Genomic DNA, 18419 nt, shown 5'->3' with positions numbered 1-18419 from the left:
TCCTATCATGATGGGCTATGAAAACGGTTTATTTTCAAAAAGAAATTTCTTATTTATCCGCAAGATTTTACTAATTAACCAAGCCGCGTATAATTAAACGTGGATATTGCTTCGCAGGAACGCAGCCATTGTTGGCTGTTAACCGGTTAGCGCTGGACTTCGTGGGACAACCCGTGTTCGGCGCTTTTTGTGTATCTTGGGGCGTGACGTCCGCTGAAGAACCATTTTTCAGGAATCAAATGAGGAGGATTTTCTATTTTAGCGCGTAAAAATATTGATAAGTTAGTCTTCGTGCCAACTTTCGTGCTGTTCCTGATCGCATCCATCGTGTTTATCGTGGGTGGCGACCAGCTCCAGAGCCTGTTAAGCACCATTCTCAACTGGATTGATACCCAGATGTCATGGGCTTACCTGTTGGTCTACGTTATCAACTTTCTGTTCTTTATGTATCTCGCTTTTGGTAAGTTTGGTAAAGTGAAGTTGGGCGGTCCCAACGACAAACCCCACTACAGCAGCTTTCAGTGGGGGAGCATGGTCTTTGCCACGGCGATCGATGCCAGTATCTTAATGCTGTCCATCGTTGACCCGTTGCGCTACCTGCAGCACCCTGCCTTTGGCCTCAAGCCCTTTTCGACCGCGGCCTACAGTGCGGCGCACATGTACGGGCAGTTCAACTGGGGTCCCATGGCCTGGATGATGTTCGCGCCCGCGACGATCGCGATTGCGTACGTCCTGTACGTGAAGCACGGCAAGGTCCAACGGGTCAGCGCCGCCATCACCAGTCTGCAGGGTGACAGCCGGGGCAAGCAGATTGCCCGACGCGTCATCGACTTCTTGGTCGTCTTCGGGATCATGGGCGGCATCGGGTCGTCCGTGGGGATGGAAATTCCCATTATCTCGAAGGTCCTGAGCAGCTTGACGGGGGTCCAAGATAACTTAGCCTTGAAAATCGAACTGTTCATTATTTTATTTATCATCTTTGCCGTCACGGTCTTCCACGGGTTAAACGGGGGGATCGACCGGTTGAGTGCCGCCCACATCTGGACGGCGTTAGGCCTGTTGGCACTGATCCTGGTGATCGGGCCCACGGTCTACATCTTGAATTCGGAGACCAACAGCCTGGGCTTAATGGCTCAGAAGTTTATTTCCATGTCGACCAACACCTTGCCGAACGGTGGGGCGTCGACCGCTCAGCAGGAGACCATCTTCTACTGGGGCTGGTGGTTGTCCTACATGCCCGTCATGGGGCTGTTTATCGCCCGGATATCGAAGGGCCGGACCATCAAGCAGGTCTTGGTCGGGATGCTGACGTACGGGGCCTTGGGCTGCATGAGTTTCTACGCCATCTTCGGCGGGTACTCCCTGTGGCTCCAACGGACCGGGGCCGTTAACCTGGTCCACATCCTGAACACGCAGGGGCAAGCGGCCGTGGTCGCCACGGTCATCGGGACCTTGCCGTTTAAGATGATTGTCTTAGCCTTGTACTGTATCTCGTGCTTCATCTTCCTGGCAACCACGATTTCGTCTTCGGCGTTTATCGTGTCATCCTTTACCAGCCTGCACCTGGACGACGGCGAGCAACCGAGCCGCTGGAACCGGATGATCTGGGTGGTCGTCTTCATTCTCTTCTCCTTCGGGATTGTGATGGTCGGCGGCTTCCAGACGGTTCAGACGGTCTCGACGATTGCCGGCTTCCCGCTGATGCTGGTCTGCCTGCTACTGTTGCACTCCATCTGGCACATGTTGACGGCCAAGGAGCGCGCCGTGGCCCCCGTGGTGGTTCCCAAGCCCGTCGTGATGCGGCGGATTACGGTTGAGCTGCCCCGGGCCGTGCGCGGACCGATGATTCTGTCACCGGACCACGCCCGTTAAGTTTGAAAATGAGAAAACGTCCTGCCGCGCGGTGGGACGTTTTTTAGTCCCTGGCCGCCGCCCACGCCCGCGCCGCCCATAAGGCAATTAGTTGCGGTTTCGTCGAGCGGGTGCTATGTTGCGCAGTGGAGGGGTGACCAGGCCACATGAGGGGGTCATGATGTCGCCCCACAACGCATGAGACGGGGACCCATTTGGCGGGAGAAGGTTGCGTCGATTGGCGAACTTGTTATAATGAAGTGCAATGATTTTAACTCCAGGAGGGGTTTATGATATGGCAGACGAAAGTAGTTACCGGCCACTGTTTTTCTACCGGATATTGATCACGATTGATGAGGACGACCGGCCATCGACCGCTCGGGCCTTTCGGTTCGCGCTAACGATGGCTCGTGATTACGGTGCCGAATTGGGCATCGCCTCCGTTTTGGAAAACAACGATATTAGCATCTACGAATCACTGATGCCCGCGAAGCTCAACGAGAAGCGCGCGCACCTGCACAGCATCGTCAAGGAATACGCGGCGAAAGCCAAGGAATTCGGCGTGCAGGACGTGCGGCCCATCGTGAGTGAGGGCGGGGACGTCGACGACGTGGTCCTGCAACAGATTGTTCCGGACTTCGAGCCCGACCTGATTGTGTGTGGGGCCGACGTGGAATTCGCGAGTCACGGGCACCCCGGCGCTATCGGGTTGCGGTTGGCCCGCAAGTCCGACGTGTCGGTCATCGTGATTCGGTAAGTCACGCGACTAGTTAGGGGATCGGTTCATGATCCGCGCAAAAACAGGCAGGTCATTCTCAGAAATTGAGAACGGCCTGCCTGTTTGGTTGTGTGATGATTCGTTGACCCGCCAGTCCCCCCCGCAACGGCCGCCTTTTGTCCCCCGCGGGGTGGGGACGGTGGTATAATGAGTGCATGATGAACCATTTAAGGGGGGCTCACGATGACCACAAAAACCATCAAAGGATTCTTGTTCGACCTGCACGGGGTGGTGGCCGACTCGTGGCAGTATCACCTGGCCTCGTGGCGGACGGTCGCGACCGAGCTGGCCATTCCCTGGACCGACCACCTGGCCAAAACGCTGCCGGGAATGAGTCGCCAGGCGTCGCTACAGACCATCCTGGCGTCGGCTCACCAACAGGGCCGGTTGACGGGGCCCGAGTTTCGGGCGCTGACCGACCACGAGAACGCGCTGTATCGCCAGTACGTGGCGGCCATGACGCCCGCCAACCGCTTGCCGGGCATTACCGAATTTCTCGCGGAGCTCACGCAGGCCGGCTACCCGCTGGCCCTGGCCTCCGCCTCGACCAACGCCGCGGCCGAGATCGCGCATTTAGAGCTGACCCAGTACTTTACCCACATCGTGCCGGCGGACAGCTTAGCGGCCAGTAAACCGGCCCCTGACGTGTACCTGGCGGCGGCTAAGCTGATTGGTCAGGCGCCAACGGACTGCGTGGCCTTCGAGGACACGGTGACCGGCGTGCAGGCGGCGACGGCGGCCGGGTGTGTGACCATCGGCATCAGTCGCCAACCGTTGCCCGGCGTGGCGGCCCAGCTGGGCAGTACTACTCAGCTGAGTCTTGCAACCGTGCGGCAGGTACTCGGTCTGCCAGCGCCGTCAACAGAAAGTCTTTGAGCACCACGGCCTGATTATGGGTCTCGTCCTTGGCGCCGAACAGTAAAATGACGTCCTGGGTCGGGAGCTGCGCCGTCAGCAGGGCAAGAAAGTCGGGCAGGGCCGGATTGGCCTTGATCTCGGCCAGGTACCGGGTCTTAAATTCGGGGTACTTAGCGGGTTCGTGGTTGAACCACTTGCGCAGGTCGGTTGTGGGCCCCATGGCCTTTTCCCAGGTGTCGAGGTGGGCGTTGACCTTCGAGATCCCGCGGGGCCAGAGGCGGTCGACCAAGACGCGGTAACCGCTGAGGTCGGCGGGCTTGGTATAGATACGTTCAAGTTTTAATGCCATTAGAAAATCATCTCCTGCCCCCATTCTAGCAGGAGTTTTTCGTCAGGGAAATGAAAGCGAGGAAAAGAATCATGACCACCACACTCGGGGCGTTCTATACCGGACGTCCCACCGAAGAAATTACCCGCGACCTGCTGGGGCACGAGCTGATCTACACCACGCCCGCCGGCACCATGAGCGGCTGGATCGTCGAGGCCGAGGCCTACCTGGGGGAGCAGGATACCGCGGCGCACGCGTTCAACGGGCGACACACGGCGGCGAACGCAGCCCTGTACGACGCGCCCGGGACCATTTACATCTACGTCCTGCGGGGCTACTACATGCTCGACGTGGCGACCCAGGCCGCCGGGACGCCGCAAGGAATCCTGATTCGGGGCATCGAACCCCATCAAGGCCTGGACCTGATGCGCCAGCACCGCGATAAGGCCGTGCCGGAGATCACCAACGGCCCCGGCAAGCTGACCGCCGCGCTGGGGCTCCAGTCCAAGGCGCTGAACCGGACGATGCTGGGGGCGCAGAACCTGACCATCACGCCGACCGCGACCCGCCAGCCGCGGCAGGTCGTGGCGACGGCCCGGGTCGGGGTCAGCGATGGCAGCTGGCACGACCGGCCCCTTCGGTACGTGGTCGCCGGGAACCCGTACGTGTCCGCGAGCCGCAAGCGCGACTGGGACCGGGTCAATCATGGCTGGGTCGCGCCGGCAAAAATAGATTAAAGGATGACGACATCACGTGAATATTGAAGTCTTTATTGAAAAACGCAAACGCATGCACTTCTCACAAGCGGAGCTGGCCCAGGGCATCTGCACCCAGGCCACGCTGAGCAAGTTCGAACGGAACGGCAAGGTCCCGTCTTTTCGCATTCTCCTCAAGCTGTGTGACCGGCTGGGCTTGACGCTCAACGAGTTGTTCCCCGTCGACCAGGGAAACTCCGATCGGCAGGCGGTACTGGACTCGGTCGAAAACCACCTGTTGCAGGAACGGTATCCCGAGATGCTGCGGGAGTTGGCCGAACTGGGTGAGTCCCCGACGGACACCGCCCGGTTTCAGATGCGTTACTACTTTCTCCGGGGGTACGCCACGGCCCTGGGCGGCGGCGACCTGACTCGGGCGTTGGCCGATTTCGCGCAAATCTTAGAGCGCTTGGATGCGGGCCACCACACCATGTTTTCGGTACTGGCCTACGCGGGCACTGGGATCGCCTACGATCAGGCGGGGGAGGCCGACCGGGCCGAGGCCTACTTCAACCAGGTGGCCGGCGCGATTCGCCAGCTGACCTTTCGCAACCGCTACGTGATCTGGCGGGCCCTGAACGTGGTCTATTACACGGCCGAGTACTACAGTCGGCGCCAGGAGTTCACGGTCAGCGACGACCTGCTCAGCTACGGCTTTCAGATCTGTGCGCGGTATCACGTGACCTATTACCTGGCGCGGATCACTTACCGCCACGCGCTGAACCTGTTGGCCCAGCGCGGCGACCTGGATGAGATCCGCGCCGAGTTCCGGGACGCCGCGGCCTTTGCCCGGTTGAACGGCAACCACCGGGTCCAGTTGCTGATTGCGGATGAACTAGCGGGCTTGGACCGCTACCCGACGGACTAGGTCGGTAGGGCCTGGCGGACTGACGAAGCAGGCGCTCCACGCCGGCGAGCAAGCCGACCGTGGTGGGCACGATTCTGAAGCTTCGCCAAGGCAGCTATCAGTTATACATAGTGTTCATCGAAATCAGTGGTAGCTGTCGATTGCTTCCGCTCAGCTGGGCCGTGACGACCGTTGGCACGACTTGAAGCCCCGAAAATCACGGGTCTACAAGCTCGGCCTTGTGGTAAGCCAGCAAAAAACGCTGGCCAACCACAATTTCACGGTCTTGGCCCAGCTGAGCTCCAGCAATCTTGACGGTGGCGGTATGTTTCCCGTACCTATCACGGAAAACATAAGCCGACAGTACGACAAATCAACGCCCGCCATCGGTTCTTGATTAATTAGCAGGATACGTTCTCGGTTGTCTGGTTATCCATGTAATCGAGGAGACCAGGGGACGTTCCCGAAAGCCTTGGCAAAGGAGACGCTATTCATAGACTTTTAAGGACAATTGCGTCTACGAACGGGGAATCGCTAATTTAGACAAAGCCATCACAGTTAAGCGGGAGGGCAAGTCAAAATGGCTCAGGGGTGAAATTTGCCTTAGTCGGCGTTCTGGGCCGGCTTAGGCAAAGACCCGTATTTGAGACCTGCTTTTAGGGCTCAAATCGGTGTCCACCCCGTTCCAGCCCATTTTGGCTTGCCCGGGAGCGCTGAACTCAACCCACAATAAGATAAAAGGGCCTCGTCACAATCAATTCAACGATTGTGGCGAGGCCCTTTGCATGTAGTCAGTGCGTTATTTGGTGCCGAAATGCACCGCGGCGGCGCCGAGATTGAAGCGCCGGTAGTGGACGTGGTGTAGGCCCGCGGCGGTGAACATCACCGCCAGCTGTTCGGCCGACACGAATTGGTGGGTCGTCCGTTGCAGGTAGTCGTACGCCCGGTAATGGTGGGCGACGACGCGGCCCATCAACGGGACCACGTGGCCGAAGTACAGTTGCCAGCCCGCATGGACCACCGGGTTGGTGGGCTGCGAGGTCTCGAGGCAGACGACCTGGCCGCCGGGCTTGACCACCCGGGTCATCTCGGACAGGACCTGTTGGGCGTCCGGAACGTTACGCAGGCCGAAGCCAATCGTGACCACGTTGAACGTGTTGTCCGGGTAGGGCAGGTGCATCGCGTCCCCCTGTTTCAGGGTGATCTGACTCTGCAGGTGCGCGGCGCGAACTTTTTGCTGGGCGACCGCCAACATCTCGTGGCTCAGGTCGAGGCCCACGACCTCTCCCGCGGGGCCGACCGCTTGGGCCAACGCCAGCGTCCAGTCCCCCGTGCCACAGCACAGGTCTAGCGCGAAGTCGCCGGGCCGGACCGTCATCTGGTCCATGACCTGGCGGCGCCACAGCCGGTGGGTCCCCAGGCTGATGACGCTGTTCATGCGGTCGTACTGGGGCGCGATGTGGTCAAAGAGTTGGGCCACCGTGTGTTCCGGGGTCCGGTTGGTCAGTGTCATCTGATGACCTCCTAGAACTTCAGCAGATACTTCGCGTCGAATTCGGGATCCTGAGAGGTCAGAATCTTGGGCCCGTCCTTGGTGATGACCAGAGTGTGCTCGTACTGGCAGGACAGGGAACCATCGGCGGAAACGTAGTACTCCCACGACTTGTCGGCGGTTGGCTTGGACTTGATCTCCCAGGTTCCCAGGTTGACCATCGGTTCGATGGTGATGGTCATGCCTTCCCGTAACCGCAGGCCGTGGCCGGCTTCACCGTAGTGGGGAACGTTGGGTTGTTCGTGCATGGTCGGGCCGATGCCGTGACCGATCAGTTCCCGCACGTCGCCCATGTGGTTCTGCGTCTCCACGTAGTCCTGGATGGCGTGGCCGATGTCCCCAATCCGGTTGCCCACGACGGCCTGGTCGATGCCTAAGTAGAGCGCCTTGTGGGTCACGTCCATCAGGTGTTGGGCCTCCGGACTGATGTTGCCGACGGCGTAAGCCCAGCAGGAGTCGCTTTCGAAGCCGTCGAGGTTGACCGTCATGTCGACCTTGACGATGTCGCCGTTCTTTAAGATCAGGTTCTTGCGGGGAATGGCGTGGGCTACTTCGTCGTTGACGCTGACACAGGTGGCGTACTTGTAGCCTTCGAAGCCCTTTTCGGACGGCCGGGCGCCGTGTTCTTCGATGTACTTGTTGGCAAACTCTTCGATTTCCCAACTTGAGATGCCGGGCTTGATGATCTTGCGCAGGCCCAAGTGGACCCCGGCCAAGACGGCCCCGGACTCTTGCATCTTTTCAATTTCACGTGGTGATTTAATGGTAATCAAACTAGTTCCTCCTTCAAAATGCTTACCTCTCTAATCTACACCTTATTGAGATATTCGGCGAATCCGACCCGTGATTAAGGGGCAACAGTGGCGTAACGACTAAACGACCAATCATCCACTGGATGGTCAGTCGTTGGGTTAAGCCTTGAGGCTGGTGATCGTGCCGTTGTCGATCTGCTTTAAGATGTGCTTGGCTTCTTCGATGCGAGAATCGCAAAGAAAACGCATGGAGCTGTTGTTGTCGGTCTCGGCCTGCTTCATCTGTTCAGTTAGAAAGTTAATCTCGTCTTTCAAGTATGCCACTAAGTCCATGTTGTACCCTCACTTCTTTTAAAATGATGGGGACCACTGGCGCGGGTCCCGGCGTTACGTTTATTGTAACAGAGATTGCGTGATAAGTAACTTGATTGCCCGGGGGCCGTATCGGTTTACACGTTCTCGGAAAAAGCGTAGCATGGAATCAGTTAAGAACTTTTCTAAACTAGGCATTAGAACATGAGGGAGTGGGTTACATGCAAGACAAGCAAGCTGTGGATGCACAGGGTCAATCGGTCGACTTACAGGGGCGGCCGTACCATCGCATGGCGTTTATTTGGACGTTGTTGGCGGGGACCTTCACCATGTCGATCAGTCAGTCGTCGTTGTCGACGGCCTATCCGACGTTGATGCGGTACTTCGGGGTGCCAGCCTCGACGATTCAGTGGCTGACCACCGGCTTTATGCTGGTGATGGTGGTGATGATGCCGGTCAGTCCGTGGTTATTGAATAATTTACGATTTCCGGTCCTCTTTATCAGTATGTTAGCGCTCTTCGACGTGGGGACCTTTATCATCTACCTGGCCAGCAGCTTTCCGATGATGATGGTCGGACGGGTGATGGAGGCCATGGCCGTCGGGGTCATGTTCCCGTCGTACCAGTCCGTCATGCTGCGGATCACACCGGAGGATAAACGGGGCGGGGTCATGGGCTTCGCCGGTCTGGTCATGGGGTCGGCGCTGGCCGTGGGTCCCATCATCTCCGGGATCGTGCTGCGCTACACCTCGTGGCAGGGGCTGTTCGTGGTCTTCATGCTGATCATCACGGTGGTCTTCCTGGTGGCCCTCAAGACCATCAAGAACGTGATGCCGCAGAAGACGTCGCGGCTGGATTACCTGTCCGTCGTCGGCAGCCTGGGGTTCATCGGGATTCTTTACGTGGTCAACCAGATCGGCAAGGCCGGGGTCAACTGGGGGACGATGACCGCCTTATTGGTCATCAGTATCCTGTTGGTCGGCTACTTCGTTTGGCGGCAATTCCACGTCGAGACGCCGTTGCTGGAACTGCGGGTGCTCAAGACGTTTAACTTCGACCTGGCCGTGCTGTTGACCGGGACGTCCTACATCGCGCTGATCGTGGTCACGATTATCTTTCCGCTCTACTACCAAACGGTGCTGGGCTTATCGCCGTTCGCGTCGGGGATGTCGCTGGTTCCCGGGGCCATCTTACTGAGTGTCCTGAATCCTCTGACCGGGCGGTTGGCCGACAAAATTGGGTTCAAGTCGACCATGCTGACCGGGATGGGCATGATCGTGATCGGTTGGGCGCTGCTGGTCTTGATCAGTGGCAAGCAGCCGCTGGTCGTGATGATCCTGATTGCGGCCCTGATTGAAGGGGGCAACGCCTTCGTCATGATGCCTGCGGTCACGCTGGGGGCCAACTCATTACCCGACCAGCTGATTGCCCACGGGACGGCCGTCATCACCACGGTGCGGCAAATCCTGGGCTCGACCGGGGTCGCCGTGGCCACGCTGATCTTGGCGATGGTCACCAAGAGTCACCTCAGCTTGGGCAGTGCCCAGGCGAACCTGGCGGGTTACCGGGCGGTCTTCATCACCTTCCTGCTGGTCTCCGTCGTCGGCTTCATCTTCGCCGCCATGTTACGGGACGGCCGGCAACAGAAGGCATAGAGAGTGAAAAATAGCTTCCGGGCCAACCAAAATGGGCTGGAACGGGGTGGGCACGACTGGAAGCCCGAAACCCAGGTCTTCCAGTTCGGCCTTTTCCTAAGTCGGCGAAAAACGCCGGCTAAGGAAAATATCACCCCTGAGCCCATTTTGGTCGGCCCTCCAGCTTCAGCTACTTTGGCAATCTAGCCAGGGTTGGTAATTTAGAATAACTAAAAGGCTCCGAAAAGACGTTGATCTTTCGGAGCCTTTTTGATGGCGAGTTTTGATGGATTGTTCTGTTGACTGACATCTTTTCCGTGAGAGATGTAGAAAAAACATAGCTGCTGTACGACTAGGGTGGTTGGTCAGCATTTCCCAGCTGACTTACCACAAGGCCGCCCTTGTAGACCTACGTGATCTGCGGGGCTTCAAGTCGTGCCCACGGTCGTCACGGCCCAGCTGAGCGGAGGCAATCGGCAACTACCACTTTAGTCCAACACCCGGAAGACCTCGCAGACGCAGGGCAGGTGGTGCTCATCGAAGGGGCGGTGACTGGCCGCGTATTCTTGCCTGAAGAACTCCCGGTGGACCTGGCGCCATTCCTTGAGGCCCCGGGTGCCCTCCCCCTCGTGGTAGGCGTGTTCGGCCGATACCTGGAGAAAGGGAACAGTCTCCACGACCACGGTCTGGGTCACGCAGACCGGTTGGTGGTGCCCATCGAGGACGATGCTGTACTCACCGACCCGGGGCAGGGGCTCGTCCGGGCCATACAGGTCGTAGGCCGAGGTGGTTGCGGTCTTCGTGCCGGCTTTGATGAGGGCGGCCAGGTGGTCGGCCGTGGCCACGTCGCCCTCAGCGCCGAGCATGTAGGCGTCGTACGTGTCGGTCGTGATGGCCGGATGGTGGATGCGAAACTGGTGCCAAAACGAGTCAATTGTCATGGAAATCCCTCCTTGAGTCGTAGTTTACCGCGGGGAAGGGCGATTGACCAGTGTGTCTTGTCCAGTTCTGCAACTTAAAAATCCGTGTCAGGGGCCCTTTGGCGAGTGACGCGGATTTTTGAGAGGATTCATAAATATTTACGCAGCCTAGTGCGTCTCGGCGAACTTCCGCCGGCCGCCGGGCTTGGGAATCTGGTTCTGCATCATGACGCTAAAGCCGCCGTCGATGGCCAGGCCGGTCGCGTTGATGTAGTCGGAACGGTCGCTCGCCAAGAATAGGATGGCGTTGGCGATATCGGTGGTCGTCCCGATACGCTTGCTGGCGGTCAGGGCCTTGCGCCCGTTTTCCACGGCCGGGTCGGCGTAGAAGGCCGCCGACATCGGGGTCTTGACCAGGCAGGGCTCCAGCACGTTACTACGGATACCGAACATGCCCCATTCGGCCGCGACTTGCTTGGACAGCATGTTCACGGCCGCCTTACTGGTGCTGTAGGCGCCGCTGTAAGTCTCGGGAATGTCGCTGGCCACGGTGGAGATGTGGACGAAGGTCCCGTGATGCTGTTGGATCATCAATTTGCCGAATTCGTGGGTGACCAGGTAGTAGCCGTTCAGGTTGACGTCGAGGACCTGCTTCCAGGTCGCGTAATCCAGGTCTTCCAGCGGATCGAACTTGAGGATGCCGGCGGTGTTGATGACCACGTCGACGTGGCCGAAGGTGTCGCGCACCTGTTGCACCGCTTGCTGGACGCTACTTTCCTTGGTGACGTCGCAGCTGATCGCCAGCCCGGCGATGTGGTCGTCGTTGATCAACTGGGTGACCAGCTGAGCGACCTTGTCGGGGTCCTGGTCGAGGGCGACCACGGTGGCGTGCTGCCCGGCCAGTGCCCGGCAGATCTCGGTGCCCATGCCCCCGATGGCGCCGGTCACGACGCACACTTTATCCTGTAAACCTAACCAATCTTCTGTCATCGTCATGAACTTCCTTTCTCGGTTAAACGCGTTGGGTGGTCGGCATCGGAACGCCGGTCCACAGCTTGAAGGCCGCGGCCCCCTGGTTCAGCAGCATGCCCTGGCCGTTGATCACGTGAGCCACGTGGGCCTGTTGGGCGACGGTCATCAGTTTGGTGGTCGCCGGGGCGTAGACCGTGTCGAAGACGGTCATCTCGGGGTGGAACCACGCGGGATCCGCGACCAGGGTCCGGTCGACCAGTTTTCCCATGCCCAGGCCGGTCGCGTCGGCGTAAACGTCGGCCTCGGCGATGGCCTGGCGGAAGCGGTCCTGGTCCTCCAACGGGGTGAAGGTCGCGTGACAGTCGGTCTGGTCATTGATGACGCTGACGATGTGCTGAGCGTTGGCCACCGACGGGTCGTTGATGTTGAAGACGTTGAGCGTCTTCAGGCCGGAGAGGGCGGCCTGAATGGCGATGGGGGTGCCGGCCCCGCCCACCCCGGCAAGGACCATGGTCTGCCCCTGCAGGGAAACGCCGTCGTCCTTGAGGGCCTCGACGAAGCCGATGCCGTCGGTGGTGTAGCCGGTCAGTTCCCCGTCGTGGTTGACGATGGTGTTGACGGCGCCCACCAGTTGGGCGGTCTGGTCCAGGTGGTCCAGCAGGGGGATCACGGCCTGCTTAAAGGGCATGGAGACGCTGGCCCCCAGCATTTTAAAGGCGCGTAAGGCGTTGACGGCGGCCGGGAGTTGGTCCGGTTCGACGTCGAAGGCCAAGAAGCGGGCGTTCAGGTCGGCCGCGGCGAACGCGGCGTTGTGCATGGCCGGTGACTTGGAGTGGCCGGCCGGGTGGGCGATCAGCCCTACTAATTTTGTATGTCCATCAATTTCCATGATTAATTGCCTCCATTTTCAGTGTGCTGGCCGATGCCTTGGTGCATCAGGTACAGGTCAATCAAAATGCCGACGACCGCGACGCCGATGGCGACCAGGTAGGAGCCGTAGTAGGCGTGGGTCCCCTGGTTGGCGTGCATGGTCAACGTGGCAATCTGCGGGCCAATCAGCGCCCCAATCGCGTAGCCGAAGAACATGATGCCGTAGTTGGTGCCGGAGAACTTGGCGCCAAAGGTCTTGCCGGTCAGGGTCGGGAAAACCACCAGCACGCCCCCGAACGATGCACCCAGGATGATCAGGAAGATGGTGAAGATGGCGATGTTCTCGGCGAACCGCAGGCCGGCTAACCCGATGATCGTGAGGCACAGGATGAAGAGCAGGGTCTTCGTTTCGCCCAAACGGTCCACGGCCCGACCGGTGATCATCCGGCCGAAGAAGTTGGCCAACGTGTTGACCACCACGAAGTTTGCGGCGACTAACGGCGTCAGTTCCAATTGCATCTGGGCAATTGTCGACAGGGAGCCAATCAGCATGATGCCGGCCGTGCAGGCGATGGCGAAGAGGGACAACAGCAGCCAGAAGGTCAGAGACGTCAACATTTCCTTGGGAGCCATTCCGGTCGTGGCCGGTGTCTGGGTCGCCGCAGCGGGCGTCTCGGGGGAGGCCATCAACCAGCCGACCAGCCAGACTAAGATTAGGTAGGTCGCCCCGATGGGCATCAGGCCGGCGGCGCCCATGGTGGCACACAGCCAGGCCCCGGCCTTAGCCAACACCAGCGGGCCGAGGGAGGCGGCCCCCAGCAGCAAGCCGGAAATCGTGCCCCGCTTTTCGGGGAACCACTTCAGCGTGGTCAACAGCGCGGGGTTATAGAGCAGGCCGTTCCCGGTCCCGGCCAGGACCCCAATCGAGAGGTAGAGGAACCAGAGGTTGTGGGCGAAGGCCCCCAGGAACCAGCCCAGCCCGAAAATGGCGCCGCCCACGTACATCAGTTTCTTGGGCGAGGAGTGGTCGATGATCCGGCCGGAGAGGATGCCGAACGCGGCCATGAAGAATTGGTAAATGGTCAGGGTCAAAGCGACCTGCGAGGCCGTGGCCCCGGTCGCTTGGACCAGCGTGTCGGCGAAAACGGAGAAGGCCGCCGATGCCGAGCAACAGAAGATGATGATGAAGGCGGCGGTGAAGATGAACCGCCGTTGGCCTGAGACGTGCGTCGAAACATGCGTTGTTTCCATGAAAAGCACCACCTATTATGTAATCGTCAAAGTTTTGTCAATTGAGAAAGCGCTCTCTACACGTTCTATGGTAGGGTAGAGGTAAGCAAAAAACCAATACCGATTGCGGCGGGATTGATAACCTCAGGGCATAGATTGTGAATAAGAGAACAGGAGGGACCGTCATGAATCTGAGTCAGCTGCGTTACTTCGCCTGCATCGGTCGTCTGGAGAACTACACCCAGGCGGCCCAAGAACTTCACGTGAGTCAGCCGAGCCTGAGCAAGGCGATGCACCACCTTGAAGAGGAGCTGCACCTCACGCTTTTTCATAAGCAGGGCCGCCACATTGTGCTGACGGACACAGGTCGGCAACTGCTCAAGGTCGTGACCACCAGTCTGCAGGGCTTAGATACCGGTATCGCCGAGTTGCAGGCCGCCCAGGCACACCAACCGGTGACCGTCCGGGTGGGCTGCATCCCGACCGTGATTGGGACCTACCTGCCGAAGGTGCTCCACCAGTTCGAGCAACAGCGGACCGGCCGCGTGCAGTTCGAGCTCCACAGCGTGCCCAGCGAGGCCGTTCAGCGTGGGCTCAAGGCGGGGACCTTCGACCTGGGCATCGCCGCGGTGGATGACCGGTGGCCGGGGTACCAGTACCAAGCGCTCCTCAAGCAGGCCTTCATCGTCATCGTCGCGCCCGACCACCCGTTGGCCCACCGGCGGCAGCTGACGCTCAATGACCTGGTCGACTATCCCGTGTTGACCTATGACCCGCAGTTATTGATCGGCCAAAAGGTCCAGCGCATCCTGGCCCACGCCGGGGTAGCCGACGCCTTGCAGCTGAAGGCGGCCTATCCGGACGAGATTTCGATCGCCGGCATGGTCCAGTCCTCCCAGGCGGTGGGGCTGGTGGCCGACACCCTGTACCTGGCGGCCTTTAACGTCCGGAAACTTCGGGTGGCGGTCCCGGCGGATCTGCGGGTCGTTTCGGCCATCTACCGCGCGGATAATCCCCACCACGCCGACCTGCAAGCGCTGTTCGACTTAATTACCACCCAAAGTTCGTGAGAAGTCGCTTTCATCTGGGGTGAAAGTACGCTAAAATTGCCATTAGGAAATTATGAGAGAGGGGCTTTTTTATGACAGAACCAGCAGCAATTGATTTACCGGCGTTTTATGCCAACCCAGACCGAAACGTTGCCGTGCTGAACTATAACGCACGATTTATCACCAGTATCTTTGACCTGGTGAACAGTGATGAGTTAGCCGCATTTATTAACCTTTTCTTGGCAGAACAACGGGCGTACGTTCCCGACGACGCCGATCCGGCCACGACCTTTAACCGGGTTGACGCGCCGACCTACGTGGCCACTTTGAAGGCCATTCTGACCAATCAACCGGACGCGTTCGATCAATACCCTGCCGCTGAGATCCTGGCCAGCATTGAAGACCTCTACTCGTACTACCGGTCCTATCTGCGGGTCGCCACGATGTCCACGCAGCATAACGACGTGGTCTCGGCCGAGTTCATGACCATCGACCAACACTTTAACGAGCTGGTCATCCGGTTGTACCGGACCATCGAAGAAAAACTGCAGGGGCACGCCAACCACGTGTACCGGCAGACCAGTGCGGCGTCGAGCGCCTGCGTCTTGTTGCAAAAGATCGCGTGGCCGATGCCCCAGGGGTACGAAAGCCTGGGCAATATCCGCTTCCTGACGCGCTTGATGTTGCGGCCGCCGATGATGCTGCACACCAAGAGCAACAAGCGCAAGGGCCGCTTTACCGCCAGCAAGGTCAACCCGTTGACCAACTTCACGGGGACCGACAAGGACTGGTACTGCTACCCGGCCATGATCGGGGAAAGCCTGGCCTACCTCTACTTCGACCGCGACTACCTGGCGTCCGGCTTGGCCTTAGCCAACCTGTTCCAGCTAGCCGACCGGCAAGAGATCGAGGGCCACAAGCCGGACCTGATCCTGCTGTTTGGCTCCCCGAGTGCCCAGGGCGATACTGATCCCGAAAACGGCCACTACTACTACGATGCGGCCAACCAACTTTACGTGGGTCAGGTTCCCTACAACGACCAGACCACGTACTTTGGCTACATGAAGAAGATCTGCCTGACGCTGCACAACCTGCACATGATCGACCAGGGCAAGTTGCCGATCCACGGGTCGATGGTCAAGATTACCTTTGCCAACGGCGTGAAAAAGACGGTGGTCTTCTTCGGGGACTCCGGGGCCGGTAAGTCCGAGTCCATCGAGGCCCTCCAGACGGTGGCCGACGAAAAGATTGCCAGCATCGAAACGATTTTTGACGACATGGGCAGCTTCACCCTGCAGCCGGGCGGTCAGGGCATCTACGCTCAGGGGACCGAAACCGGGGCCTTCGTGCGGTTGGATGACCTGAGCAGTGAGGTCGCCTTCAACAACATGGACCGGGGGATCTACATGAACCCCGAACAGAAGAACGCGCGGGTCATCATCCCGGCCAACACCTGGCCACGGGTGGTCGCCCACCACGAGATCGACATGTGGGTCTACGCCAACAACTACGACGACGCGGTCGGCATTCACCAGTTCACCGACCAGGAGGCGGCTAAGGCGACCTTCATCGCCGGCAAACGCAAGGCGTTGGGGACCACCGACGAAGTGGGGATGAGTACGACCTTCTTCGCCAACCCGTTTGGCCCGGTTCAAGAAGAGGCGGCGACGCGGCCCATCATCGACGCGGTCTTCGACCAACTCTTCAAGGACCACGTTTACGTGGGGGAGATCTACACCCATTTAGGCAACGACAAGTCACAAGCAAAATTGAATGAATCTGCCAAGGAACTGTTGACCGAGCTGATGACCAAGTAGCCGAAAGGAGGGGGCCGCGATGGCGAGCCTATCCCCGAAGGACCAGGACCTGATCCTGCACGTGCTGTTGCAGATCGATGACCCGTATTACCTGAACACGTTCCAGGACGCGGCGGCGGAGGACGAGTGGTTCACCATCAACGAGGCCTTCATCCGCCAGGACCTGCAACACTTCTTCCCGTCGACCATCGATCTGGCCGACCCAGAAACCTGGCGCTACGTGCGGGGACAACTGAAGCAGTTTTGACGGTATTCCGATTGTGATTGTCGATGTCATCCGCTCCACGCCGGCGAGCAAGATGGTCGAGGTGGGCACGACTCTGAAGCCCTGCGAAGTTCACGCAGGTCTCCAGAGCTCGGCCTTGATGTAACCGGGTAAAGAACACCCGGTAACATCAATTTCACCACGACCATCAAGTCGCCTCTGTTCCGCTCACATTGACGAGGACCGACACAAACGAAATATGCTGGCGACCATCATCATGAGTAACTGCTTGCTACCGCCCACATAACTGTGAAAACAGGAAATCGTTACCACTCAAACCAGTAGCCTTGCCCCAGCGGCTGTAGTCGATTCACGGTTGAAGATTGTATCCACACTGCCGCCGATTTTCACAACGTCAGCCGGGAGGGAGGTCAGAATTGGGCTCAGTAGCCTCGTTTCTGTTGGCCGGGTGGTTTTCCCGGGCTACAGAAAGGCCGAGCTTTGAGATCGTCGCGATTTTTGCGAGGAGCTCAAAGTCGTGCCGGCTACGTTCCAGCCCGATTCTGGCCGACCGGGAGGCGCTGGCAGTCACCATCTTGCTCGCCGGCGTGAAGCGCTGACCCAAACCATTTTAATTAATTAAACACAAAGAACTCGCGTCTCCCAGTAAAAGGGGGACGCGAGTTTTTAATAGCTTGAATTTGAAGACTAAGCGAACTGTGCCAGCAGGGCCGTCATGAATGCCTGGGCATCGCCGACGTAACCGTAGTCGGACGCCGCAAAGATGGGCGCGTTCGGGTCGCTGTTGACCGAGACAATGGTCTGCGAATCCTGCATGCCGACCAGGTACTGGACGGCACCGCTGATCCCGAAGTTCAGGATCAGGTCGGGATGGATCGTGTTGCCGCTTTGGCCGATCTGGTCGTCGTGCGTGAAGCGGTCCTGGTCGGTCAGCGGGCGGGAGACCCCGATGCGGCCGCCCAGCTTTTCAGCGAGTTGGGTGGCGCTGGCAATCGTGTCCTCGTTCGCGGCGCCCCGGCCTAGGGCGACCACGCGGCTGGCGTCGCCGACCGTGGTGGCGGTGTTCACCACCGGTGTGGCCGCCGTCACGTGAAGCCGGGCCACGGGATGGAACGTGATGTGGGCCGTGGTGATGGCGGGAGTGGCGTCCGCTTGCGGCTGGGCCACGAAGGTGTTAGGCCGTACCGTCGCCATTTGGGGCCGCCGGTCGGGACAGATGATCTCACACATGATGTTGTCCCCGTACGACGGTTTCGTGGCGACCAGGGTCTCGTCGTCGAAGCGCAGGTCCAGGCAGTCGGCGGTCAGGCCCGTTTGGAGCTTGGCCTGGAGCCGCGGGGCGATGGAGCGCCCGGTGATGGTGGCGCCGAAGAGCACCGTGTTGGGGTGGGCCGCGTCGATCAGTTGTTTGAGCGCGTCGGCCAATTCCGCGTCCGTGGCCGTGGGGAACCGGTCATCGCGGACGATGCGGATCTCGTCCGGTCCGTAAGGCTGGAGCTCGTCCTCGAGGTGGTCGGTCGTGGCTTCCAGCAGGACGGTCACCACGTGGAAGTGGTCGCCGGCCAGGCGGGTAGCTTTGGTGATGAGTTGTTGGGTGGTGGGTTCGATGTGGTCTAAACGCCGTTCGGCCACGACCCAGAGTTCTGGTTTCGACATCGTTACGAGTCC

The 18419-nt window shown here is 59.3% G+C and carries 18 protein-coding genes; 9 read left to right on the top strand and 9 right to left on the bottom strand.

Annotated features, from left to right (window positions below; translation table 11 throughout):
* The first annotated feature begins 291 nt into the window (after positions 1 to 291).
* From FD37_RS10755 to FD37_RS10745, 3 genes are all read left to right on the top strand, one after another.
* Complete coding sequence (locus tag FD37_RS10755) at positions 292 to 1872, top strand: BCCT family transporter (protein WP_045806134.1); 1581 nt, start codon at positions 292 to 294, stop codon at positions 1870 to 1872.
* Positions 1873 to 2146: 274 nt separating this feature from the next.
* The gene (locus FD37_RS10750) at positions 2147 to 2608 is read left to right on the top strand and encodes a universal stress protein (RefSeq protein ID WP_056965244.1); all 462 of its coding nucleotides are present in this window, start codon (positions 2147 to 2149) and stop codon (positions 2606 to 2608) included.
* 204 nt (positions 2609 to 2812) lie between these two features.
* Positions 2813 to 3505: an HAD family hydrolase gene (locus FD37_RS10745; RefSeq protein ID WP_045806132.1), complete on the top strand. Its 693-nt coding sequence runs from the start codon at positions 2813 to 2815 to the stop codon at positions 3503 to 3505.
* Here FD37_RS10745 and FD37_RS10740 read toward each other — a convergent pair.
* Positions 3435 to 3836 carry a DUF488 domain-containing protein gene (locus FD37_RS10740; RefSeq protein WP_056965242.1) on the bottom strand — a complete coding sequence of 134 codons (402 nt, stop codon included), beginning with the start codon at positions 3834 to 3836 and terminating at the stop codon, positions 3435 to 3437. The two genes, FD37_RS10745 and FD37_RS10740, sit on opposite strands and share 71 nt — an antisense overlap.
* Before the next feature lie 71 nt (positions 3837 to 3907).
* On the opposite strand from FD37_RS10740, the gene FD37_RS10735 reads away from it, so the two are divergent.
* Both FD37_RS10735 and FD37_RS10730 read left to right on the top strand, forming a co-directional pair.
* Positions 3908 to 4552 (top strand): DNA-3-methyladenine glycosylase, encoded by a 645-nt coding sequence (locus FD37_RS10735; protein WP_056965240.1) that lies wholly within the window; start codon positions 3908 to 3910, stop codon positions 4550 to 4552.
* Between the two features lie 16 nt (positions 4553 to 4568).
* Positions 4569 to 5438 carry a helix-turn-helix domain-containing protein gene (locus FD37_RS10730; protein WP_056965238.1) on the top strand — a complete coding sequence of 290 codons (870 nt, stop codon included), beginning with the start codon at positions 4569 to 4571 and terminating at the stop codon, positions 5436 to 5438.
* 778 nt (positions 5439 to 6216) lie between these two features.
* On the opposite strand, the gene FD37_RS10725 is transcribed toward FD37_RS10730, so the two are convergent.
* The 3 genes from FD37_RS10725 to FD37_RS13010 form a co-directional block, all read right to left on the bottom strand.
* Positions 6217 to 6930, bottom strand: a complete 714-nt coding sequence (locus FD37_RS10725) for a demethylmenaquinone methyltransferase (RefSeq protein WP_056965237.1) — start codon at positions 6928 to 6930, stop codon at positions 6217 to 6219.
* An 11-nt stretch (positions 6931 to 6941) separates the two neighbouring features.
* The gene (gene map, locus FD37_RS10720) at positions 6942 to 7742 is read right to left on the bottom strand and encodes a type I methionyl aminopeptidase (protein WP_045806127.1); all 801 of its coding nucleotides are present in this window, start codon (positions 7740 to 7742) and stop codon (positions 6942 to 6944) included.
* A 138-nt stretch (positions 7743 to 7880) separates the two neighbouring features.
* Positions 7881 to 8054, bottom strand: a complete 174-nt coding sequence (locus FD37_RS13010) for a hypothetical protein (RefSeq protein WP_170206975.1) — start codon at positions 8052 to 8054, stop codon at positions 7881 to 7883.
* A 200-nt stretch (positions 8055 to 8254) separates the two neighbouring features.
* Here FD37_RS13010 and FD37_RS10715 point away from each other — a divergent pair, with 200 nt between their 5' ends.
* Positions 8255 to 9688 carry an MFS transporter gene (locus FD37_RS10715; protein WP_045806126.1) on the top strand — a complete coding sequence of 478 codons (1434 nt, stop codon included), beginning with the start codon at positions 8255 to 8257 and terminating at the stop codon, positions 9686 to 9688.
* A gap of 467 nt (positions 9689 to 10155) precedes the next feature.
* Here FD37_RS10715 and FD37_RS10705 read toward each other — a convergent pair whose 3' ends face one another.
* The 4 genes from FD37_RS10705 to FD37_RS10690 form a co-directional block, all read right to left on the bottom strand.
* The gene (locus FD37_RS10705) at positions 10156 to 10608 is read right to left on the bottom strand and encodes an ASCH domain-containing protein (protein WP_056965235.1); all 453 of its coding nucleotides are present in this window, start codon (positions 10606 to 10608) and stop codon (positions 10156 to 10158) included.
* Between the two features lie 147 nt (positions 10609 to 10755).
* Complete coding sequence (locus tag FD37_RS10700) at positions 10756 to 11577, bottom strand: SDR family NAD(P)-dependent oxidoreductase (protein WP_045806124.1); 822 nt, start codon at positions 11575 to 11577, stop codon at positions 10756 to 10758.
* Between the two features lie 22 nt (positions 11578 to 11599).
* Positions 11600 to 12448 (bottom strand): shikimate dehydrogenase, encoded by an 849-nt coding sequence (locus FD37_RS10695; protein WP_056965234.1) that lies wholly within the window; start codon positions 12446 to 12448, stop codon positions 11600 to 11602.
* A gap of 2 nt (positions 12449 to 12450) precedes the next feature.
* Positions 12451 to 13680, bottom strand: coding sequence for an MFS transporter (locus FD37_RS10690; protein WP_056965233.1), 1230 nt, complete (start codon positions 13678 to 13680; stop codon positions 12451 to 12453).
* A 164-nt stretch (positions 13681 to 13844) separates the two neighbouring features.
* On the opposite strand from FD37_RS10690, the gene FD37_RS10685 reads away from it, so the two are divergent.
* From FD37_RS10685 to FD37_RS10675, 3 genes are all read left to right on the top strand, one after another.
* The gene (locus FD37_RS10685; RefSeq protein ID WP_056965232.1) at positions 13845 to 14729 is read left to right on the top strand and encodes a LysR family transcriptional regulator; all 885 of its coding nucleotides are present in this window, start codon (positions 13845 to 13847) and stop codon (positions 14727 to 14729) included.
* A gap of 71 nt (positions 14730 to 14800) precedes the next feature.
* Positions 14801 to 16525, top strand: a complete 1725-nt coding sequence (locus FD37_RS10680; RefSeq protein ID WP_056965231.1) for a phosphoenolpyruvate carboxykinase (ATP) — start codon at positions 14801 to 14803, stop codon at positions 16523 to 16525.
* Positions 16526 to 16544: 19 nt separating this feature from the next.
* Positions 16545 to 16772, top strand: a complete 228-nt coding sequence (locus FD37_RS10675) for a hypothetical protein (protein ID WP_056965230.1) — start codon at positions 16545 to 16547, stop codon at positions 16770 to 16772.
* 666 nt (positions 16773 to 17438) lie between these two features.
* Here the strand turns inward: FD37_RS10675 and FD37_RS10665 are convergent.
* On the bottom strand, positions 17439 to 18407 hold the full coding sequence (locus FD37_RS10665) for an electron transfer flavoprotein subunit alpha/FixB family protein (RefSeq protein WP_056965228.1): 969 nt from the start codon (positions 18405 to 18407) through the stop codon (positions 17439 to 17441).
* Positions 18408 to 18419 lie beyond the last annotated feature (12 nt).

It is taken from the genome of Levilactobacillus spicheri DSM 15429 (assembly GCF_001435095.1).
GTDB lineage: Bacteria > Bacillota > Bacilli > Lactobacillales > Lactobacillaceae > Levilactobacillus > Levilactobacillus spicheri.
Note: the sequence above shows the minus strand (reverse complement) of the source record. Positions and strands in the feature narration are given on the sequence as shown.